At 36.6% G+C, this 22,889-nt stretch carries 13 protein-coding genes; 2 read left to right on the top strand and 11 right to left on the bottom strand.

Going from position 1 to position 22,889, the window contains the following annotated elements; genetic code table 11:
* Window positions 1–1,173 precede the first annotated feature (1,173 nt).
* A complete protein-coding gene (locus JEM65_RS19395) occupies window positions 1,174–2,880 on the top strand; it encodes a potassium channel family protein (protein WP_199603142.1) in 1,707 nt (568 codons plus the stop codon).
* A gap of 286 nt (window positions 2,881–3,166) precedes the next feature.
* On the opposite strand, the gene JEM65_RS19390 is transcribed toward JEM65_RS19395, so the two are convergent.
* The 7 genes from JEM65_RS19390 to JEM65_RS19360 form a co-directional block, all read right to left on the bottom strand.
* Window positions 3,167–4,060 carry an outer membrane beta-barrel family protein gene (locus tag JEM65_RS19390; protein WP_233530746.1) on the bottom strand — a complete coding sequence of 298 codons (894 nt, stop codon included), beginning with the start codon at window positions 4,058–4,060 and terminating at the stop codon, window positions 3,167–3,169.
* 60 nt (window positions 4,061–4,120) lie between these two features.
* Window positions 4,121–4,717, bottom strand: coding sequence for a serine hydrolase domain-containing protein (locus JEM65_RS19385; protein ID WP_199603140.1), 597 nt, complete (start codon window positions 4,715–4,717; stop codon window positions 4,121–4,123).
* Window positions 4,698–5,180: a nuclear transport factor 2 family protein gene (locus JEM65_RS19380; protein ID WP_199603138.1), complete on the bottom strand. Its 483-nt coding sequence runs from the start codon at window positions 5,178–5,180 to the stop codon at window positions 4,698–4,700. Before JEM65_RS19380 ends, JEM65_RS19385 begins: the two co-directional genes overlap by 20 nt.
* Before the next feature lie 441 nt (window positions 5,181–5,621).
* Window positions 5,622–6,329 carry a ZIP family metal transporter gene (locus JEM65_RS19375; RefSeq protein ID WP_199603136.1) on the bottom strand — a complete coding sequence of 236 codons (708 nt, stop codon included), beginning with the start codon at window positions 6,327–6,329 and terminating at the stop codon, window positions 5,622–5,624.
* 348 nt (window positions 6,330–6,677) lie between these two features.
* Window positions 6,678–8,723 (bottom strand): PAS domain-containing sensor histidine kinase, encoded by a 2,046-nt coding sequence (locus tag JEM65_RS19370; RefSeq protein ID WP_199603131.1) that lies wholly within the window; start codon window positions 8,721–8,723, stop codon window positions 6,678–6,680.
* Window positions 8,724–9,967: 1,244 nt separating this feature from the next.
* Window positions 9,968–13,879 (bottom strand): chondroitinase family polysaccharide lyase, encoded by a 3,912-nt coding sequence (locus JEM65_RS19365; protein WP_199603123.1) that lies wholly within the window; start codon window positions 13,877–13,879, stop codon window positions 9,968–9,970.
* Window positions 13,880–14,951: 1,072 nt separating this feature from the next.
* Window positions 14,952–16,883 (bottom strand): ATP-binding protein, encoded by a 1,932-nt coding sequence (locus JEM65_RS19360; protein ID WP_199603121.1) that lies wholly within the window; start codon window positions 16,881–16,883, stop codon window positions 14,952–14,954.
* Between the two features lie 1,620 nt (window positions 16,884–18,503).
* Between JEM65_RS19360 and JEM65_RS19355 the strand changes: the two genes are divergently transcribed.
* On the top strand, window positions 18,504–19,409 hold the full coding sequence (locus JEM65_RS19355; RefSeq protein WP_199603120.1) for an IS982 family transposase: 906 nt from the start codon (window positions 18,504–18,506) through the stop codon (window positions 19,407–19,409).
* Between the two features lie 43 nt (window positions 19,410–19,452).
* Here JEM65_RS19355 and JEM65_RS19350 read toward each other — a convergent pair whose 3' ends face one another.
* The 4 genes from JEM65_RS19350 to JEM65_RS19335 form a co-directional block, all read right to left on the bottom strand.
* A complete protein-coding gene (locus tag JEM65_RS19350) occupies window positions 19,453–19,614 on the bottom strand; it encodes a hypothetical protein (protein WP_199603119.1) in 162 nt (53 codons plus the stop codon).
* 202 nt (window positions 19,615–19,816) lie between these two features.
* A complete protein-coding gene (locus JEM65_RS19345) occupies window positions 19,817–20,029 on the bottom strand; it encodes a heavy-metal-associated domain-containing protein (protein WP_199603118.1) in 213 nt (70 codons plus the stop codon).
* Between the two features lie 23 nt (window positions 20,030–20,052).
* On the bottom strand, window positions 20,053–22,311 hold the full coding sequence (locus JEM65_RS19340) for a heavy metal translocating P-type ATPase (RefSeq protein ID WP_199603117.1): 2,259 nt from the start codon (window positions 22,309–22,311) through the stop codon (window positions 20,053–20,055).
* Between the two features lie 239 nt (window positions 22,312–22,550).
* Window positions 22,551–22,781 (bottom strand): four-helix bundle copper-binding protein, encoded by a 231-nt coding sequence (locus JEM65_RS19335; RefSeq protein ID WP_306465097.1) that lies wholly within the window; start codon window positions 22,779–22,781, stop codon window positions 22,551–22,553.
* Window positions 22,782–22,889: the final 108 nt, after the last annotated feature.

Genomic DNA, 22,889 nt, shown 5'->3' with positions numbered 1-22,889 from the left:
AATAATATTAAAATGTCAAAATGAATAGACAATGAATGCTGTTGGTGAAAAACACCAACAGCGGCGTAAAAAGTGCAATAGAATCCCTTGAGCCATTGTTGGTGTTTTCCACCAACAATTTTTGTTTAAACTTACGACACCTCCCACACAGCCAAAACTAATGTTTTGACCTATAATTGCTTGAATAAAACATAAAGCACTTCAACCAAATAACATTAAAATGTCAAATGAATAGACAATGAATGCTGTTGGTGAAAAACACCAACAGCGGCGTAAAAAGTGCAATAGAATCCCTTGAGCCATTGTTGGTGTTTTCCACCAACAATTTTTGTTTTACCTTCCGACACCTCACAAACGTCCAGAACTAATGTTTTGACCTATAATTGCTTGAATAAAACATAAAGCACTTCAACCAAATAACATTAAAATGTCAAAATGAATAGACTATGAATGCTGTTGGTGAAAAACACCGACAGCGGCGTAAAAAGTGCAATAGAATCCCTTGAGCCATTGCTGGTATTTTCCATCAACAATTTTTGTTTAAACTTACGACACCTCCCACACAGCCAGAACTAATGTTTTGACCTATAATTGCTTGAATAAAACATAAAGCACTTCGACCAAATAATATTAAAATGTCAAAATGAATAGACAATGAATGCTTTTGGTGAAAAACACCGACAGCGGCGTAAAAAGTGCAATAGAATCCTTTGAGCCATTGTTGGTGTTTTCCACCAACAATTTTTGTTTAACCTTACTACACCTCACAAACAGCCAGAACTAATGTTTTAACCAATAATTACCTGAAAATAAAACATAAAGCACTTCAACCAAATAACATTAAAATGTCAAATGAATAGACAATGAATGCTGTTGGTGAAAAACACCAACAGCGGCGTAAAATGCGCCTAAATTGGAAAGCGTAAGAAAACCTAATTAATACAAGTATAAATGGACACCTTGCGGTGGCTCAAAATGAAGCTTTGCAATTTGTTTTGATTATTTATCGTTGGACTGCTTTAAAGCATTGCCTTATTTTTTCTCAAAAAGATACTTTCTTGGCGCTTTAGAATATTATATTTGAAAACTTCTTAATCAAACAGCAAAACCTGAATTAAATTCCATAGATTAGAATCCGAATGACCAAATTGCAACCCTTTTAAAAAACAGAATATGAAATTTATCGGTAGTCAGTTGGCCTATTATATGGGCGACAGAGACTTTAAAAGAAACTCTAAGGTCTTACTTAAATATTTAGCTCTCTTAGGAGTTGTCATCGTCATTTATTCTGTTCTTTTCCATTTTATAATGGCGTCTGAAAACCAAAATCACTCCTGGGTTACAGGCTTCTATTGGACACTTACGGTTATGAGTACCCTTGGTTTCGGTGATATTACATTTGCATCCGATCTGGGTCGCTTTTTCAGTATTGTCGTATTACTTTCTGGCATTTTCATGTTAATGATTGTATTGCCGTTTGCCTTTATTAGGCACTTTTATATCCCTCTTCTAGAGTCAAAAAAGAAAAACAAGGTGCTTCGTCAGGTGCCTGCCGGAACAAAAAATCACATCTTAATATGTTCTTATGATGTCATAGCAAGAGATCTTACAAAGCGATTGAAGCAGGAGAAAACTCCTTATTATGTCATTGAAAACGATATAGAAAAAGCGATTAAAAATCATGATGAACATGTTTCTGTACTACTTGGGGAATTGGATGACAAGGAAACCTTTATCCTTGCCAATATTAAAGATGCAAAACTGGTTTTGATTAATAGAGATGATTTTTTAAATACCAAAATCATACTCACTATCAGGGAAATTGCCCCCACGATTCCCATTGTTGCCATAGCGACTGATATTGATTCCGTAGATGTGCAGAAACTAAGCGGCGCGGACCACGTGTTGCCTGTAAAAAAATGGCTGGGCGAACAATTGGCAAATAGGGTAAACACACAACATGCAGAGTCTCATGCCATAGGTCAATATGAAGATCTATTGATTGCAGAATTACCAATCTACAACACCCCTTTGGTGTCAAAACTTATCCGGGAGACGGAATTAAGACAACGATTCGGGGTCAGTATTGTGGGCATTTGGGAGCGAGGCAGATTGCAACCTATAACCGGTAAGGAAAGACTAACACAGGAAAGCATATTAGTCATCATAGGACATAAAGAACAGCTCAAAAACATTGATGAGCTCTTCCATGATTACGATGTAAACCCACATCCTGTATTGTTAATCGGAGCGGGCCGGGTAGGATTGGCGGCTGCAAAATCTTTACATAAAAATGGCGTCTTAGTAAATGTCGTGGACAAGGATCCGGAGATATGCAAAAAAGTAAGTCCTTTTTGCAATAAGGTATTTTCGGGTGATGCCTCCGATTACCAATTACTAAAAAGAGCAGGAATTCTAGAAGCACCTTCGGTATTATTGTCTACCCATGACGACACCATGAACATTTATCTCGCCTCCTATTGTCGTCAATTGAACAAGGATGTAAGAATAGTGAGCCGTATATCCGAAGCTCGAAATGTTGATATCATTCAAAAGGCAGGCGCTAATTTTGTATTAAGCTTCTCCACATTAGGTTCTGAAGCCGTTTTATCGATTTCTAAAAACCAGGAACTAACCGTTCTTGGGGAGGGTTTTACCTTGTTTATAATCCCGATACCAAAATCACTAGAGGGTAAGTCCCTTGCAGAATCTGGTATTGGCGCTAAAACGGGATTATCTGTCATTGCAATAAAAGAAAATTCTGAAGTAGTGACGTTGTTATCGGCACAAACCATACTTCCTCATGGAGCTGAAATAGTCATGCTTGGAAACATCGAAATGAAACGTAAATTCAATAAGATATATGTCAACGGCATTTGATGATCGTTTTTTAATTCTTTAATTGTTTGACAGATTTTAAAAATCTAATAGCTATGTGCTACAAATTATAATATCAATAGAAATAAAGCATCTATTCATCCAATCCAATGATAGTCAACCAAAAGAAGACGTCATACTATGACCATAAACGAATTTTATTTCTTCGATGCAATATTCTAAAACCTAGCGTTGTGTAAAGCTAGCATTTGGTTGACCTCATAAGATTGAAGTAAATAATGTAAATTCCAAAAGTCTTTTTTCTTCCTCCGCGCTGCACAAGATCCTATCAATTACTTCTTTTTATTTCATCATCATTTCCAAAATTTCTATTTTTCACATCTACCTTTTTGTTTCCAAAATCGTAAGAAAGGGAAACTCTAAGATCTCTAGAGCTTTCATTTTGTCTGTAGATTTGCTCAATTCCGTTTATAGTTGAAGTATAGTCTTTTAAACTTGCCGTATTAAAAACATCACTTAATAATAGGGACATTTTTAAATTGTTTTTAAAGCTATGCTGTATTCCAAAGGACAAGTCGAACATTTCGCCAATAACACTAAACAAACCTCTGTTGTGTTGGGAACTATAATATGAATTTACTTGAAGTTTGGTGTTATCACTCAAAGAAAATGTATTGTTTGAAGTTAAATATAGTTGAAGTCCCTTTTTAGGCATCGCTCCAAAATCTTTGATGAATTTTGTATAATACCCTAAAAGATTAATGCTATTATCACTTTTAAACCACTTGATTTTATTGAAAGAAAAACTTTCCGTTATTCCGTAATTGTATTGTTCGTAATAGTTTTCTCTAATGATAATTTGTGTTTGACTCTCTGCATCTGTAGTAAAAACAGTTCCTGAGCCATTGGTTGTAATACTTAGAAAAACACTTGAATTAATCATCTTTTTATACAGATGGGAAAATTCAAAATTATCAGAAAAGGAGGGCTGTAAAAAAGGATTTCCATCACTATAACTATTGGTATTTATATAAAATCGAAATGGATTGAGGTTTCTGAAATTTGGTCTACTAATTCTTTTGCCGTAGGAAAGATTAAAATTGTTATCATCATTCATTTTGCATGAAAAATAGAGGGTTGGAAATAGTTTCGTGTATTTATTTATGGTTTCCTGATCCATTTCTGCATTGATTCCTATAGTCTTTGTGTCTTCCAAACTCAAACCAAACTGTACTTTTAGTTTCGCTTAAATTGGCATTTCCAGAAATATAACTCACTAAAGTCAAAATTTTTTGTCTGTAATCCCCATTTTAAATTTGCTTTCAACAGCATGCCGCAAGTATTCCATCCCTTCACCAGAATATTGAAACTTTGTTCCAGGTTTAAAGTTTAATTTTAATTTCCCATCTGCTTCGTCCCAACGCCAATTTTTAAAACCTGTGGTATGCGAAAGGCAATTTCTGGTGGTTATCAGTTTTGCATAGGCATCATGTGCCACATCTGGGTCTGTCCAATAATGAAACAAGGGTTCGTCCAAATCCCAATCGCCATGAGCCACCAGTTTTAAAATGGCTGCCGTTACAACAGGTTTGGTAATACTTGCTATATTAAAAATGGTGTTTTGAGGTGCTTTAAAGCCTTTTTGATTTTCTCCATACACTTTTACAAATGCAATATTACCGTCTTCTATAATTCCCACTCCAACGGCTGGAGCAAGGTATTCAGCCATAAGTTTTGGCACAATGCTATCTAATGTCTTTTTATAGTTCGGTTTAAAGATGGTTGTTTTGCTGTTTGATTTTTGCTGACTCGTGCAAGCAACAATCAATAAAAAGAACAAACAATACCCGTAGAAAAATTTAGTTTGAAACAGGCTCATGATCGTAGCTTATGGCGCGTTTTAAAATCCAAGAACCTTCTTTTCTTTCCCAAATGGTAATAAATTTTCCTCTTTGTACTTTTTTACTATCCTCATAAAATTCATGGACACCCATTTGTACGGCACCATAATCGCCTAAAACATGTACAGTGGAACCGACCAACTTTCGGGTTACAGCAAAAGGTCTGGAACATCTGTCTTTAAAAGAGGCTATTTCTGTTTCAAAAGATGTATTAAGTCCAGAACGGTCATCATAAAACTCAATATCTGGGGACATTATTTTCTTATAAAGCTTTAAATCACATTTGTTGAATGCGATATTAAAAAACAGGCTGTCCATTTTTAGAATTTCGTGTTCTAAAGATACTTTGGCTTTCACTTTATCTGCATCTTGTGAAAAAAGAGCGTTTGAAAATAGGATAAAAAGGAGTAATGTGTAATTGAATATTTTTAATGTTTTCATTTTCTGTAATAATTTAATTATATTAAGAAGACGATCAATTTATGTAATTGTAACATTAAAGGCAAGGAAGTGTTTTAGTGTGTTTGCCAACAATTGGATATATACAATTGTCTATATTCACTCTACAACTAATAGAGTATTTGTAATTTCCTTGAATGGCGTCTTGCCTATTTTCTCCCTGGCCTGACTTATTTTTCAGTATCCTAGCACGAGCTACGAAAGAACCAAGGACAAAACTTGGGACAAAACCCCTCTACATTTTTTGTAAAAGCGTTCTCTTTTATTTTTTTAAACACGTGTTGCATTTTGAAAGTGCCACAAGCGTAATGCTTTGCGCTAAGGTGACAAACCTAACACTGTTCAGTCAACATGCCATTCATGTTGAACCCCTCTGGGCAAGCTGTCCCGTTCACCCAAATGCTTCTTAGTTATTGTAGTTGTTTATATTATTTTATCTCCTATAATTCCTACTAAAAAACCCAAAATAGCACCTAATGATGTCAAATAGTTCTTTTCTAACTTACTTTCAGGAATAATGTTTTGAATGAGTAAATATAAAATACCTCCACTTGCAAATATCATCAAATGAGCTGTTAAATCTGGAGAATCACTTAAAAGGTAATGCCCAATCAATGCTCCAATAATTCCAAAAAAACTTAAAAAAAAGAACATTAATAATGTCTTATTTACTGTAAATCCGCTCTGAATTAAATCTCTAAATGAGTTAAATGCTTCTGGTAAATTTTGAAGACCTATGAATACAGCTAAAAGTACGGCCATCTCTGGTTCAATTGCAAAGACAGCTCCCAACGCGATTGATTCAGGAATAAAATCCATGAGCATAGCTAAAAGCGTAGCAGTTTTACCGCCTTTATTTGCTAGATATTGGTCTATTATCATAAATAAAAGTGCTCCGAGTAGAAAGGAAATAACTATTGGCAGCAATTCCAATTGTTCCATCCCTTTTGGAATTAAAACTAATGCTAAGGCTGACAACATGATACCTGAACCAAAAGACATCAGTGTATGAATAATTTCATATTTGACATAGTTTTCATTTACATGATGATTGAAATAATTTGCTAAAATTCCGCCAATAAAAACAGTTATTCCTGCAAATCCAGAAAACAATATAAGTTTTAACAACATATCTTTAAAATAATTTTATCTCGAATCTCATTGCTCATTTATATTACTGTCAACCTGTGTATGTACTCAATTCCTGTAAAGCATCTAAGGTCCATGTCATATTTTCCATGTATAAATTTTAAATCTTAAAAATCACTCCCCCACTTATTGGGGCTAAAGTAGTGACCATAGGGTTTCATATTGCAGTGCTGGAAATATTACTAACAAAACATCACGGAAAATCAGATAAAGACACAGAAGCTTTCATACTTGAATAATCCCCTAGCTTTAGTCAGATTTAAAAACCTATGGCACTTTAGTCCATATTGATTTAGCTGCTTCTTATTAGAAGTGGGTTCTTCTAGATTATTAAAGAGGAATAGTGAATGTAAATATCGAACCTTTTCCAATTTCAGAAACAACATTCATTTCACCACCCAATAATCCAACCAACTCCTTAGCAATTTTAAGCCCCAGGCCGCTTCCTTCGTGTCCACGTGTCATTGACGAATCTTCCTGAGAAAACATTTCAAAAATCAATTCTAATTTATCGCCAGCTATACCTTTGCCAGTATCTTGAACAAAAAACTCAACATCTTTAGGTTTTGCTTTATATGTGCATGTTACGCTTCCTTCGTTTGTAAATTTAATAGCATTATCGAGCAGTTTATCTAATATTTTCTCCAGTAATTTGGGGTCAGTAGTAATTTTCAGGTTATCATTTTCTGAAGGAATAACAATCTCGAAGTCTATATTTTTTTCTGAAACCAAGACTTTTGCTTTTTCGGTTATACCCTCAAACCAGGGCTTTAGCAAGAATTCTTTTTTATCAACTTTCACAGCATCGGAAAAAATCATGGACATGTCTATATAATCAGTAATGGTGCTCATTAAACGGGAACTTGAAATTGATAAGCCGTTAAGCAACTCAGCTCTTTCCTCAGCAGAAAAATCGCTTTCGGCTAGCATTTGTCCAAAACCCAAAATTCCATTTAATGGCGTTCTTATTTCATGAGAAATATTGTTGATAAAAGCGGTTTTTAATTTATCGGATTGTTCAGCCTTTTCCTTCTCCAATACCAATAAATTTTCCTGAGATTTCCGGTTTTGAATATTTACCATTAGTTCAGAAAAAAAAGTTAAAATCATTTCTTCTCTTTTCGAGTATTTATGATGTTTTCTGACATTATCGAAACCCATAAAACCTACACATTTGCCAGATTGCATGAGGGGCAAAGTAAATAAGCTTTTTACACCCTGAGGGTCAAGAATCTTTTTTACACCATCATTTTTGTTCAAAGAGGACACATTGGCAATTGCAAGTTTTTCACCTTTTTTATGGGCTTCCACCCACCATGGAATTGCATCAAGGGGCACTTCCTGTAGGTGTTCTATTTCGGGGGTAATACCATCATTGCACCACTCGTAGGTGTTTTTGCAAATTTGCTTCTCCCAGTCGTAATCAAAAATATAAACCCGATCAGCATTAACAAAGTTGCCCATAGTTCCCAGGGTTTTTTTGATTTCTTTTGAAATATTTTTAAGGGGGATATGGATAAAGGATTTCGCCATATTGGCTAGCAATGTCAGAGTTTGCTGAAATCTTTTGGAATTACTTATATCCAATGCTATGCCTACGTGCCGTACAATTTCTCCGTTGGAGTTTTTTACAGGGACGGTTTTTATCCGCACCCATTTTATGTTACCCTTGTTGTTTATTATACGATATTCCAAATTAATCTTTTTTCCTTTCCTGTATTTTTCGAATTTGGAAAACACTCCGGGCTTATCCTCTTGGTTTACAGAATCAAAAAAAGACTCGGGGTTATCGTACAGGCTTTGGCAACTGCGACCCCAAACTTTCTCATAAGCTGGGTTTACATAAAATATTGTTTGGAAATCAGTACTGCTAAGCCAGAATACTTCAGTTATATTTTCAGTAATCTCACGAAATTTTCTTTCATTTTCCTCAGCTTTTTCTTTGGCTATTATTAATTCAAACTCTTTATTTTTGATATCGCTTATATCCTGGTGCGCACCTAACATTCTGATAGGTTTTCCATCTTTATCGCGAACTGCCATTCCACGACAACGTATCCAAACCGTGGAACCGTTTTTGTGAGTGTATCTTACAATTTGGTCATATGGAATATTTGGGTTTTCGAAGTGTTTCGTAAGAATTTCTGTTGTAAGCTTTAAATCATCCTGATTTATAATATCCTGCCAAGCATTCGTTTTATGTGGCATCTCATTGGGATTATAACCCAATACCGTCCAAAATTTGGCATTCATCCATTCGTTTTCCGGATTTTCCAAATCCCAATACCATAAACCATCTAAGGCACTTTCCTGTATAAAGTCAAAAATACTTTCATTGGTTTTTAATAGTTCGTAAAGTTCTTTTTTTAAATACACAACGTTGGTTTTAAATTTTAATTAATAATGGCTATAACGAGTTTGTAGTCGAGTAAACAAAGGAAATTTCAACCCAAGCCTCTCACTCCAGCGTGCCGGACGGGCAGGGAACCGTATCCCGAAGAAAAATCGTGACAGGCAATAAAAGTCTCCCATCATATGGCTATTCTAAGTTGATACACAAAGATAGTTCATACTTTTTCAAGTTGGACATGCTATATCTCAAATTAACTCATCCCTTTCCTCTATTTCCATTACAGTCCCGATAGCTATCGGGATCATCACTACTTCGGATGAGTCCATCTCTGTATAATACGTCAGTATTCTGGCTCTACGTTGATCTTATTAAACATTTCCCATTGCATTATCGTATAGGTCCCGAGTTAAATTTATAAGCCCAAAAAAAGTTATGTTTCCTAAATGACGCATGCCGCCCAACCATTAAACAGGTAGCCACAGAACTTATAATGTTTGTAATACTTCAAACACTTTTGACAGAATGTAGCACTTTATTTACACTTCACCAGAGGTTCATTTGTACCTGCCAGCATAGGCCGGTTCATCTCCATTATTTATACCTGACCAGCTCATGGCGTAGCCTTTTCCATAACGCTCAATACCTTGGCTCTTTACCAAAGCACCTTATGGTGGTTTGATGCTCTCCCCTGTAGGACAACACTGGTGGGTCGGTTCCACCATCTTATAAACAGTTGCGTAACGATTTTTAGCCGCTCGTTACTCTCGGCACACGTAAGTATAGTTGTGTGGATTACACACTTAAAGTACTAAAAATTGATCGAGTCTGTGGAAATTCCGCTGAAATTATTATAATTTCTCTTTATATCTTAAGAGATATTCACAAAAACAAATTTATCTGACTTTGTTGAACAACTAGCGCTGTTTTTGCTAGTACCAAAGTTTTCTCTAACTTATCTTTTCAGGAATAATAGTTCTTCTTCTTTTGGATTAATTGAGCTGGAAAAAGGGGAGTTATAGGTTTATCATTAGCTTTCTTAATAAAAAGCAATGTAGGTTTCCAACCAGTGCTATTCCTTTATTGAGGGCTTGATTTCCAGTGACTTTTTGTGAAGTTTTTAAAATAGCTTCAATCGTATCTTGTACGCCTACCCGTACCAATCGGGCGGGCTTTCGCCGAAACTCTTAATAAAAAAATGGCTATAGTTTAAGGACGTATTAAAAATTACGCTCCTAAGCTATAGCCACAGTAATAATAACAATAATTTCTATTTTTTAATAAATAATTTAGAGTGGGTAGCCCCTATATCATCTGTAACCTGAAGGATATATACACCTTCTATCAAACGATCTACCTGGATTACCAATTCCTTCGATTTTAAGTTTTCCTGTGATTGCCTAACATTACCTATATAATCATATATTTTATAACTGGTCATATTATTTTCCAATTTGGCTGTAAAGAATACCGTTGTTGAGTTTGGATATATCAATAATTCACTATCAGAAGTATTCGACTTGTCATCTGCTTTAGAAGGATTCACAATGACTTCAACAGTGGCAAATTTTCCACTTCCTTCATCGGTGCAGGTAATAGTCGCATTGCCCACAAATTCTGCGGTGACCTTTCCTTGCTGGTCTACAGTAGCTACCGTTTCATTATTAGAACGCCATACTAAAGATACGTCAGTAGCCTTGGTAGGGGTTACAAAACCAGTAAAGTTATAGGTATCGCCCACCTCTAAATAGCGGGTAACGGCAGGAGTTATATGTACTTTTTTGACTGTTTTGGTTTTTATCAAATCAACTTCTACAGGCATTGCATGTTCCACCCTAAACTGGAAGGTAGTCGTACTATCTGTTGCGATCACCTTAGTCACCTGTGAATGTGGATTTGAAAGCGACCATTCGCCGTGTAGGGTCAATACAATAGTCTTAATGGCAGCCGGTTGGTTTGATCTAGCTACCAATGCCAAATCTGGATCAGTCATAGAAAGTGAAATGTTTTTATCGTCAATTTCCTCATACATCACCAAACAAGCGGCATCATTAGCCTTTATAATTCCATGATTAAGGTTTGTTGATGAATTAAAGAGTGAATACCCCCAAATATTATCCTCGTTATGTTTAACCACATGGCGCTCAGAAGATTTTTCTAAAACGGTATAAGGTTTTGCCGCGGCAATAGCCTGCATATCGCTCGCTGTTGCATTAGGCTTGGTCACATATTCATAACCAGTATCTACAGGAGCATTCCCATGGTCTATATATCCTTTTGTATAAGTGCCAATGGCATTATCAAGATAAGCATTTGGATTAATTTCATTATGGTTGGGTGTTTGCTGATCCCCTTTCCAAATTTTCAGCGCTCCACTTCCAGATACTACATAAAAACCTGTGTTATGATCGCTGATGACCCAGTTGTCCTGTGCACCTGAGAAATTATTTATTCCTTCATCATAAAACGTTGCATTTACTGTGGCCCCGCTTTGAGCATCTCCTGTGCGCTGGTATAACGTAGTTACGGTAGGGTTATCCACATCATTATTGGAAATTCCGGATCCTAAACTCACGATAAAATCTTTAAAAGCGAAGTTGGATTTTTTAAAGGTAAAGGTTGCGTTATGGGTATTAGGACCGTAAACAGTGCCAAAACCTTGGTTTTCTAATTCCTGAAAATCCATTGCAAATAGTCCGTAGGTACCATAATTTTTTTCAAGGACACCTAAAGATTCTCCTTTGTTTTTAAAAGCTAGAGCACCTACAAAACTTTTTTGTTGCACCTCATCTAAGCGTGAACGCTCGCCATGTAATTTTTCCCAAGGTAGAACGATGGTAGTCGCGCCTGGATTATAGTTCCAGTCCCAAGTTTCCACGTCATAGGCATTTTCGCCTTGAGCTATCCCACCCGGATATAATATTTCCAATGTACCATAACTTTGGTATCTGCCATAACGGTTTGTAGTAGGATAAAGTTCAGACCCCGGAAGGGCGTCACCGAAACCTTTCATCACCGCAACCCAATTGTCTTTTCTATAAACACCGGCCTGAGCATAGTTCAATTGAATAAAGCCTTCTTCAAAAGGGGTGACTGCCGTAGAATTGAATTTTGGATTAGTTCCCCAAACGCGATTGTAATATCCCGCCAAAAGTGGATCAGCAGTAGAAAGGCCCAATATTTTACCTCCGCTGATTGCTAGTTTTGCAAGTTCATTTTTCCCCGTAGTTACTTTTCTGATTTGAGGATTTCTTCCGGACATTGATAAAGCTTTAGTTTGGGCATCATTTGAGAACATTTTTTGTGCATAGATGGCGTTTCTTAACACGTAATAATATTCTGGATCAATTTGAAATTCTGTATCGTTAAATGCATCAACATTGTTGATAACTGTGGTAAGAGCGTACATATATCCATCATAGGCAAACCAGTGGTGAAAACCTGTACCATCAGGCTTTAAACCGTCGCCAGTACCATCGGAGTGCGTTAAAAAGCGTTCGAGAAAACGTTTTCCTGCTTTCATATAGCGCACTTTTTCCTCATCATTGTCTGGATATCTAAAAGCACCATACAAGATCATTTGCTCGCTCATATTAAACATCCAATCGGTATTGTATTCCTGTCCCTCTTGATAATCAGCGTCCCAGAAACGGAAAAAGTTTCTTGTTTGGGCATCGAGAACATAGCCATACTGATCTTTAACAGCGTCAGAAAGATAATCCTTTAAATAGATGGTAGGGCGGGAAAAATCTTCAAAATCATAGGCATTGCCATCTAATAAAATAGTCCCTTTGCAGAATTGTTGGGAAACTAAAGCGACCAGGTTGGAGGCTTTTTCAACGATAACGGTATCGTTTGGATCAACTAATTTGAGATGTTTGGCAAAGATTTCAATAATACTTCCAGCATACTTGAAAGTAGTTTCTTTTCCGTTCACTAGATTACCATTAACGGTGATTTCTAACTGATCATAATCTTGCAAGGCTCTATCCATCTGACCCTGAAAGTTGGAAGGGGCTACGGTTCCTAGATAAGTATCAGAAAGCGTTTGGTATACCTTCTCGGCTTGGAGAACTTGTTGTGGTGTTACAGGAGACAAAGGTATATCAGGATTTACATCAATACCGTTGGCACAGGCAGGATTTAAAGGAGGCTCAATGATAAGCATGTTCAAGGTAGCTCCGTTTATTGTGCCGTAGTCTATACTAAAACTCCGTACAGGATTGCCATCATCTGACCTCAAAATGCGTAGTTGCAGCTCATCTCCAACATCGGAACTTTGTGTTATGTATGAGAATGCCAGTGGCGTTGTTCCGTTTGCCGCAACTGTTTGTCTTCCTGTAGAGGCTAGGACCACACCGTCAGTACTGTTATAAAGCTGCATGTTTGCCGCTACATATGAGTTTCGGGAATTATAGAGTACCGTTGCTACTTGTAATGTTTCTCCAGCTATCATAGCGCAGTCAAAGGTGTAAAATGTACCCTGCTGCTCATTAACGCCTGATGATAAAGATACTACCGCGAGTGCGCCATCATTCAGGCCATCGCCATTATCGCCATCATTTGTTACTGCATTAATGGTGACATCGCCAATTCTGGCCCAGCCTTCTTCGTTACCTGTAGTCGTAAAACAAGAGGGAGCTGGCGGCGCTACACCTTCAGGATATAGATAGCTACCGTTTAACTTGGCATTGTCTATCGCAAAAGTACGCGCAGCATTGCCATCATCAACCCGTGTGTATCGCAGTTGTAACTGATCTCCATTATCAGTGGCTAAAGGCGTATAGTTTAAAACCACTTTTTGAACTATCCCTGATGTGGACATTACCACCGTGCCTGAATTGGCCAGTACAACGTTATCGGTAACATTGATCAATTCCACCTTAATCCTTACATAGGATACATTAGGATTAAAAACATAAGTTTCAAAGGCTAAACTTTCACCTGTAAGCATGGTACCATTAAAATTGTAAGACATGCCGTGACCCACGCCAGATGAGAGATTGTTTAATTTTTGAGCCCCATCATTTACACCATCGCCGTTATCGCCGTCAGTTGTAATGAATGTGATTTCGGTATTACCAAAATTGGTCCAGTTGTTACTTGCCAAAGAACCAATCTGTGCTTGCGACAGTGTAATAGTACTTAGCGTTAAAATAAAAAGTAAAATAAAGTTTTTCATAGGATTACGGTTTTATGTTTAGTACTCATTGCGTATTATTAAATATTTATAGAAATTAAAATAGATATACTGTATTATTATTGATTATCTAAATCTCGTGTAATTGAATAAATCGGGAAAGGGTGTAGGTGTTTTTTTATAGGGGTGTAATAGTTCAACCTCAGGGTTGTAAGTTCAAACCAAAAGAATTATTGGCCGATTTCGGTCCCTAAAATAGTGTACTGTCCATTTCAGATAAACCCCTTCGTTGTGTCTTATATGAAAAACCGTCAAGTTTGTTATAGTGAAGAGTGCAAGGTAGACTTTGACTTGTCAGCCCCGCAACGATGGGAAGCGTACGCGATGGATAAGTGTTTTGGGGCAGTTCGAGAATCAAGTTGGTGCTTTTAGTGTAGAGAAAAATTGGTGGAAAGAATTAACAATGGCTAAATAACTCTAGAACGTTGATAACATTTGGCAATCCAAAAAATAGCGCAACCTCCAAATATCCTTACCTAAATCCATTATTATACCCATAGACGGCAAATCAACCGGATGCGCCAACACAATATTCAGCTCTGGCCTACCCCGCTAAGGCGGGACAGGTGCGGCGAGCCGAATACTTCTTAGTTATTATGCGTAGGTTTTAATTTTCATATTCTCTATTAATTTGACGCACTATGTTTTAATGAGACAGGTGTTGCAACTACCCTATTGAAAAACTAACATATTAAAACTTTTTAAAACTATCCTAAGCATTAATGGTCTATTAATGTGACTAAAAAAAGTGATGCTTTAGGATGATGTTCAAAGATCGTGGCAACGGTGAAGATTGTTGGTGGAAAACTTCTACAATGGCGGAATGGTAACCAATGAAAAGCTCATTGGTATTATGGTTGTAAAAAAATGGAGTGGGCAGCAAAGGCTAATTTGTTGTTATTAAAACTATTATTTTACTTTGTTATAAGATGTGGCTTTATTTTTTTGTCTTTTAATCCCTCATTGAGGGTTTAATTCCCCGAGGCATGCCTCGAATTTTTCAAAGTATTTTCTTGTTCAAACCTCGTGGGCTTGCCCCGAGGTTCTTGATTTGTCATGCAACATATAATTTGTTGATGTGCTTTTGTATCAATGCAAGTAATTTTTCTTTGCTAATGGGTTTTGAAATATAATCGTTGCATCCCACTTCAATTGTCTTTTCTTTTTCTTCAGATAGTCCAGAAGCTGTCTGCGCTATTATTATAACTTTGTTGTTAAATTGACGAATTTGTTTGGTTGCTTCAAGTCCATTCAAAACAGGCATTTGAATATCCATCAGAATTAAATCAATATCAGGATTATTTCGGAATATATCTACAGCTTCCACACCTGTTTTTGCTTGAAACAACATCAAACTACAATCTTTTACTAAAGCCGATATAAGCATTCTCGATATGGCATCGTCCTCAACAATTAATATTTTTAGTCCCAAAGCTTGAGGATCAAGCTTTAGTTGAGTTCTTTTAGACACATTCTTAGTTTTACTAACGGTTTTATGGTGTTGTATTGTCTGATACGGAAGTGTAAAATAAAATATTGAACCTTTTCCTTCTTCACTTTCTAACCTAATTTTTCCCCCAAGCATTTCTACGTACGCTTTAGAAATTGACAAGCCCAAACCAGCGCCCTGAAATGCCTTTTCATCTGAAATATCGGCTTGTGTGAAACGCTCAAATATTGCCATCTGTCTGTCTTTGGGTATCCCAATTCCTGTGTCTTTTACATAAAACTCCAATTCTGAATGTTCGTTTTCTGTTTTTACAACATATCCCAATTCGATGGAGCCCTCTTCAGTATGTTTAATAGCATTTTTAACCAGATTGGTAAGAATTGAATAGAGTTTTTCACTGTCAGATTTAATAAATGCTTCTTTATTCTGCAACGTGTTTTTAGTTTCAAAAAGAATTCCTTTTCTCTCAATCTCGGGTTTGAAGAAGCTATAGATGAATTGGATCCTGTGGTTAATATTGAATTCCTGAATATTAGCCTCCACTTGTCCCGATTCTATCTTTGAAATACTAATAATATCATTAATTATATTGAGCATTCGCACGCCGCTTTTTTTAATGATGCGGATATACTCTTGCTGTATTTCTCCTGTTAGTTCGGGCTCTCTCAATAAATCAGTAAAACCGAGTATGCCATTCATTGGAGTGCGTATCTCGTGACTCATATTAGCTAAAAATGCTGATTTTAATCGGTCGCTTTCTTCTGCTTTTTCCTTTGCTTGGATTAGTTCCGCTGCACGTTTTTCTTTTTCTTCGTTTTGAAAGAGGAGTTCTTTGTTGGCAATAATTAATTCGGCTGCACGCTTTGATTTCTCTTTATTTTGAAAAATAAGTTCAATATTTGCTATATCTAACTCTGCTGCACGCTTCGCTTTTTCTGCATTTTGAAAGACAAGCTCTTTATTGGCAATGTTCAATTCGGCTGCACGCCTTGATTTCTCCTTATTTTGAAAGACAAGTTCAATATTTGCGATAGCCAGCTCTGCCGCACGCTTTGCTTTTTCTTCATTTTGAAAAAGCAGTTCTTTGTTGGCAATAATCAATGCGGCTGCACGTTCTGATTTTTCCTTATTTTGAAAGACAAGTTCAATATTTGCGATAACCAACTCTGCGGCACGTTTTTCTTTTTCTTCGTTTTGAAAGAGGAGTTCTTTGTTGGCAATAATTAATTCGGCTGCACGCTTTGACTTCTCCTTATTTTGAAAAACAAGTTCGATATTTGCTATAACCAGCTCTGCCGCACGATTCGCTTTTTCTTCATTCAGAAATTTTACTTCCAAATTAGCAATTATTAATTCGGTGGCACGTTTTGTTTTCTCGTCGTTTTCTAAAGAAATTCCCTGAAGAGCAATTGCTAATTCTTGCTTAAGTTGAATGCGCTTGTTGAGATCAAGATCTTTTATTGAACTTAAAAATTCTTGCTCTAATTCGTTTAATTCCTCTCTAAGTTCATCTTTGTGTTTGTCCTGCTCGTTCATAGTTCTATATTTTAATCTGGCAAAGTCATAAGTGTTAAGCATTGGACTTAATATTTGTAAAACAAGGATATTAAAAAATAATGCCATGATGAACATTATTACTCCTAATCTCACGTTGCTTCTAATTTTACGCCAGGCCATTTTTATACATAATTATGTAGAATTATGTAGCCTTTATTCATGATGGGGCAAAATTTATGCCAATGGTCTTGTGTTGAGTAGGAAACGGGTATTTCACCCTTCCCCTCCCACACCCGCCTGCCGGACGGGCAGGGAACCGTGCTTGAAAGTCTCCCCTCACGCGACCCTTCTAATTTTATTTACAAATATAAGCTCATCCTTTTGCAAGTTGGCAAATCGTAAATATAATTAGCCCATCCCTTCGGTCCACTTCCATTACAGTCCCGATAGCTACCGGGATCATCACTACTACGAATGAGTCTGCCACTGCATACACTATCTGTATTTTGCCTCTAAGTTGTTCTTATTGTGCATTTTCCTTATCATTTGTATGCAGCTTCCCGAGTTCCGTAAATAAGCCCAAATAATGGTCATGCCTCCTAAATGACGCCTGGCCTTACAGAAAATAAATAGGTTATCTCTGTAATTAATGTTATTGCTAACATTACTTTTCACTCCGTTTCATACTTCGTAGTTTTTGACTGGAGGCAGCAACTTTTCGACACCTTTTCAATGGTTCACTTTCGCCTGCCTGCCGGCATAGGCAGGTTCAACTCCTTTATTCATACCTGCTAATCTCAAGGACTAGATTCTCCTAAACGCGCAGCACCAAGACTATTAATCACAGCACCTTTAGGTGGTTTAGAGCCTTTGCCTATACAACGACTCTGATGGGTGAGTCCATTATTACTTTCTCTAAAAACTCAATTTTGTCTTCTAAAATTTGTACGCGTTTTTCCTTCAAATTATTTATAATAGTAGAGTCAGATGTTATATTCTTAAGTTTTAATTCCAGAGTTTTATTTCTTCTTTGAATAGTGTATTTTGAATTTCCTGTAAAACTAATTTATTAGAAGAATTATTTTCAGTATCTAAATTTAGATTATTTGTAAAATAATAGCTTATAACTATGACTCCTAAAATGGATAAAAAAGTAGAGAAAAAGTTGAGAAGTTTACTCACTTTTCTCTTTTTTGTTTTTTTCGCAAATTTGTGTTTTTAACTCTTGAAATTCTCTCTTCTCCATTTTTTTTAAATTACAGGTAACACATGTATAGACGCAACTGGTTGCGTCTATATTTATTATTATGTTCCTATCAAACATATTACTTTTAAGGATGGGATACAATTTAATCAAAGCACTTTTTATTTTTAAAACCACGGAGAATGTTAGAAAATAATTGAACTCTATGCATTTTAACCAAATCACTCACAGCGCAACCTTTAAATATCCTTCCCTTAACCCAACCTTTTACCCATAGACGGCAAATCAACCGNNATTCAGCTCTGGCCTACCCCGCTAAGGCGGGACAGGTGCGGCGAGCCGAATACTTCTTAACCTGAGTTCGACGTAAGAAAAGCGATTTTTTAGTATAAAAAAAGCAGAATATTTAGTATATTAAAGTGCTGAAAATCAATATATTAAAAAATATTCTGCTTATGATTTCTAAAGATAGAATTACTGAAATTTTTTGTTCTATCGATGATTTTTGCCTTGTTTTTGATCCCGCATTACAAAAGAGGCAGCTTTCCACAGGAAAAATGACAAGAAAACGCAAATTCACAATGTCAACCAGTGAGATAGTTACCATTACCGTTCTGTTCCATTTGAGCGGCATAAGGACTTTCAAGCACTTTTATATTCATTATGTCCAGAGCCAGCTCCAGAATGAGTTCCCAAATACCGTTTCCTTCAACCGTTTTATTGAAGTGATGCAGTCAAATATACTTCCGTTGACCCTGTATATGAAAACATGTTGTCTAGGTGAATGTACGGGGATCTCGTTTGTGGATTCTACGCCCATCCGTGCCTGTGGCAACAAACGGATAACGCAGAACAAGGTTTTTAAGGGAATAGCAACCGTAGGCAAATCAACAATGGGATGGTTCTATGGTTTTAAGCTTCACATCATCGTAAACGATAAGGGAGAACTGCTCGACTTTGTCATAACCCAGGCCAATGTGGATGATAGGGCGCCCTTAAAGGAAGAGAACTTTTTAAAGAAAATATTTGGCAGGCTATATGGTGACAAAGGCTATCTCTCAAAGGAACTTGCGGCCCTGTTGTTCGACAAAGGACTGCACCTGGTAACCGGTATCAGGAACAACATGAAAAATGTAATGATGACTATGCGGCATAAGATATTGCTCAGAAAGCGTTCGGTCATAGAAATCATCAATGACCAATTAAAGAACATTGCCCAAGCTGATCATTCCAGACATAGGAGTTTTGGTAATTTTATTACAAATTTAGTCGCCAGTCTTATTGCCTATTCTTTTCAAGAAAAAAAACCGAGTATTAAGTTTGAAACAGAAAACACAACGCAATTGTCTCTATTTTACTAAATCCTTATATCGAACTCAGGTTCTTAGTTATTAAGTGCAGGTTTTATATTAATTGTTTTAATTTATATTCTGATTTCAACTCTTCTAATTCTGTTTTGTCAATAAGTTTCATATTCAATAACCATTGGATGTTTCCCATAAAATGCTCTTCGTTTAAGTCAAAGTTTAATAGCATTTCTGTCTTTTTCTCGTTGGCTATTTTCATTAAATTATTTGCAAATTCCATTACTTCTTCTTCATTTGGTTTAGTTCGGAAAAGTCGAATTGTTTTATTTCCATTGACAATTCTGATGAATTAATCGTAACAAGATGCCTTTCGTTATGCCGTTTCGCTTTTCCACAAAATGATTAGCAAACAGCAGAATCACAACCAAAATTAAAATATAGACCTTATTAAAACGAAAGTATTAAGGTCTAGCTTCAGCTTTAAAGCCAACTTTTTGCAATGTAGCCTTTACTTCTTCTTCGGTAGCACCATCGCTTTTAATGGTTAGAATTTTGTCAGGATTAGCGGTATCCACTTCCCAACTTTCAACCCCTTCTTGCTTGTCCAAGAAAGGTGTTACTTTTGATATACACCCACCGCAATTGATATTTGTTTTAAATTTTAAAGTTTTCATTGTATTTGAATTTATAATTAATATTAAAGTTTTACTCGTTTAAGTCTTAAGCTATTTGCAACTACTGATACGCTACTGAAAGCCATTGCAGCTCCCGCAATCATTGGGTCCAATAAAAATCCATTTATGGGATACAGAACTCCTGCTGCAATAGGAATACCAATGATGTTATAGATGAATGCCCAAAATAGGTTCTGCCGGATTCCCAATACGGTTCTTTTTGATAGTTCCAATGCTTTTGGGATGGACTGCAAATCTGAAGTTATCAAGGTCATTTTTGCGACGTCCATTGCAATGTCTGACCCTCTACCCATCGCAATACTTACATTGGCCTGTGCCAAAGCGTGAGAATCGTTGATGCCATCGCCTACCATCGCTACTATCTTTCCATCAGCTTGTAATTTTTCAACAAAAGCTGCCTTATCTGAAGGCATTACTTCGCCTTGGTAATTTGTTATTCCTACTTGTTTTGCGACAGCTGATGCGGTTTTATTATTATCTCCGGTAAGCATATAAACCTCTATGCCTCTTTCTTGAAGCGTTGCTATGGCCATTTTTGAGGTTTCCTTAATCTTGTCTGCAATGGCGAGTATCGCCAGCACTTGTTTTTCATCACCAAAAAATATTACTGTTTTTGCCTGATCCTCCAAACCTTCTGCTGTTTTCATTAAAGAACCGTCGATTTGAATATTTTTCTCAAGCATCAACTTATGGTTACCCACAAAATATTTTGCCCCATTTTCTGTTTGAGCTTTCACACCTTTTCCTATAATACTTTCAAAGGAATCAATTTCAGCTTGTTCAATATTTTCCTCTTTCAAAAGTTTTACCACCGCGTCCGCTAAAGGATGTTCTGATTGTGCCTCGATGGCCAAAAGAATCTGTTGGTATTCAATTTGATTTTCAATTTTATCTTTCCATAGTATATCAGTTACTAAGGGTTTTCCTTCCGTAATGGTACCTGTTTTATCAAGAATGACGGCATTCACTTTATAACCGAGTTCTAAACTTTCAGCATCTTTTATAAGAATATTGTTTTCAGCACCTTTGCCAATACCCACCATTATTGCAGTAGGCGTTGCCAATCCCAATGCACAAGGACAAGCGATTACCAATACTGCTACAGACGTTAATAAGGCTTGCGAAAAGCCATCATCGCCTCCTACCAACATCCAAACGATAAACGTAATAATAGAAATCCCTAATACAACCGGAACAAAAATACCAGCAATCCTATCGACCAGTTTTTGGACAGGCGCCTTACTTCCTTGCGCTTCCTGAACCATTTTGATGATTTGGGACAGTAAGGTTCCGCTTCCCACTTTTTTAGCGACAAACTGAAAGCTCCCTTTTTGGTTTACGGTACCCGCAAATACTTTCTCATCCTTTGTCTTTTCTACGGGAACAGGTTCTCCCGTAATCATGCTTTCGTCAACATAAGAACTTCCTTTTGAGACCAACCCATCTACAGGAATTTTCTCTCCAGGTTTTACAAGAATCGTTTGTCCTACTTGGACAGACGAAATAGGAATCTCCTTTTCTTCTCCATTCTCAATAATCTTTAGCGTTTTAGGTTGTAAGCCCATCAGCTTTTTGATAGCGGAAGAGGTATTGGATTTTGCTTTTTCTTCCAACAGTTTACCAAGGGATATGAAGGTAATAATGACCGTAGCGGCTTCATAATATACGTGAGGTTCTATTCCACGACTCAACCAAAATTCAGGAAAAAAGGTATTGAAAACACTAAATATAAAGGCGATACCTGTACTCAAAGCCACCAAGGTATCCATATTGGCCTTACCGTGCCTGGCTTGCTTATAAGCATTAATGAAAAAGCTGCGCCCGAACCAAAAAAGTATAGGAAAAGTTAAGACCAAGGAAATCCATTTTCCTGGCACCCAATCCATATAGAACATTCCGAATATGAAGATTGGCAAGGTCAAAATAGCTGACCAAATAGTGCGGTTTTTTATATCTTGATAATGCTTTTGTTGAAGTTCTTGCTGTACTTCCGAAGGGTCTTCTGTATCTATAATAATGTCATAGCCCACTTCGCGTAAAACATTTTGTAATTTCTCTTCAGAAACGGCCTCATCGTAGTCTACAAGTACCGAACTACTGGCAAAATTAACACTGGCACTATTTACACCATCAGTATGCAAAAGGATGGATTCAACACTCGACGCACAAGATGCACAGGTCATTCCTATTACGGGAAATGATTTTTTTACTCCGTGTTTAGCCGGTTTTTGTTTTGTTTCAAATATATTAACAGTCTCCATAATCTAGATGTTATAACTAGATTACAAATTTCAGGATTTATAGATCTCATCGTGTTACCTTATATGCTGAATAATTTGTAAAATTCACTTGAGATCGCAATCGGGTAAATAATACCAGGGTCCCGTGCGGCTAGCACTTTTTTCATTAGTTTTAAAAACTAAAAAGACCACAATCTCAGCTGTGGTCTTTCGAAATTTGACTTGGTAGTACTTCACTTATCTAATAAAAAAATTAATTTTTAGTATTTCAGATATTCCTCACAAGCTTCAGCACACTTTCTACGGGCATCTGCACATTCTTGACAATGTTTATGATCGTGCCCTTCACATTCTTCAGCGCAAGCAATACAAATTTTATGGCAATATTTTACCAAATCCTTTACATCTTTATAAGATGTGGCCAATACTTTTGCAGTAGCACTACAAACCTCTGCACATACTCTATCTGTCCTGATACAAGATACCCTCATTTTGATATCATCAAAATCCAGACAAGCATCCGCACAATGATTACAATGTGCTACACAATTGTTTAAAGCTTGAATTAACTTTAAATTTTTGTAACTATTCAGGCTTCA

The organism is Gelidibacter salicanalis (assembly GCF_016469035.1).
Classification (GTDB): domain Bacteria; phylum Bacteroidota; class Bacteroidia; order Flavobacteriales; family Flavobacteriaceae; genus Gelidibacter; species Gelidibacter salicanalis_A.
Note: the sequence above shows the minus strand (reverse complement) of the source record. Positions and strands in the feature narration are given on the sequence as shown.

Bases quoted from the DNA above. Each gene is read 5' to 3' on its own strand.
- JEM65_RS19360 (WP_199603121.1), bottom strand. From the start codon at position 16,883: ATGAACGAGCAGGACAAACACAAAGATGAACTTAGAGAGGAATTAAAC.
- JEM65_RS19335 (WP_306465097.1), bottom strand. From the start codon at position 22,781: ATGAGGGTATCTTGTATCAGGACAGATAGAGTATGTGCAGAGGTTTGT.
- JEM65_RS19345 (WP_199603118.1), bottom strand. From the start codon at position 20,029: ATGAAAACTTTAAAATTTAAAACAAATATCAATTGCGGTGGGTGTATA.
- JEM65_RS19375 (WP_199603136.1), bottom strand. From the start codon at position 6,329: ATGTTGTTAAAACTTATATTGTTTTCTGGATTTGCAGGAATAACTGTT.
- JEM65_RS19355 (WP_199603120.1), top strand. From the start codon at position 18,504: ATGATTTCTAAAGATAGAATTACTGAAATTTTTTGTTCTATCGATGAT.
- JEM65_RS19350 (WP_199603119.1), bottom strand. From the start codon at position 19,614: ATGAAAATAGCCAACGAGAAAAAGACAGAAATGCTATTAAACTTTGAC.
- JEM65_RS19340 (WP_199603117.1), bottom strand. From the start codon at position 22,311: ATGGAGACTGTTAATATATTTGAAACAAAACAAAAACCGGCTAAACAC.
- JEM65_RS19365 (WP_199603123.1), bottom strand. From the start codon at position 13,879: ATGAAAAACTTTATTTTACTTTTTATTTTAACGCTAAGTACTATTACA.
- JEM65_RS19385 (WP_199603140.1), bottom strand. From the start codon at position 4,717: ATGAGCCTGTTTCAAACTAAATTTTTCTACGGGTATTGTTTGTTCTTT.
- JEM65_RS19395 (WP_199603142.1), top strand. From the start codon at position 1,174: ATGAAATTTATCGGTAGTCAGTTGGCCTATTATATGGGCGACAGAGAC.
- JEM65_RS19380 (WP_199603138.1), bottom strand. From the start codon at position 5,180: ATGAAAACATTAAAAATATTCAATTACACATTACTCCTTTTTATCCTA.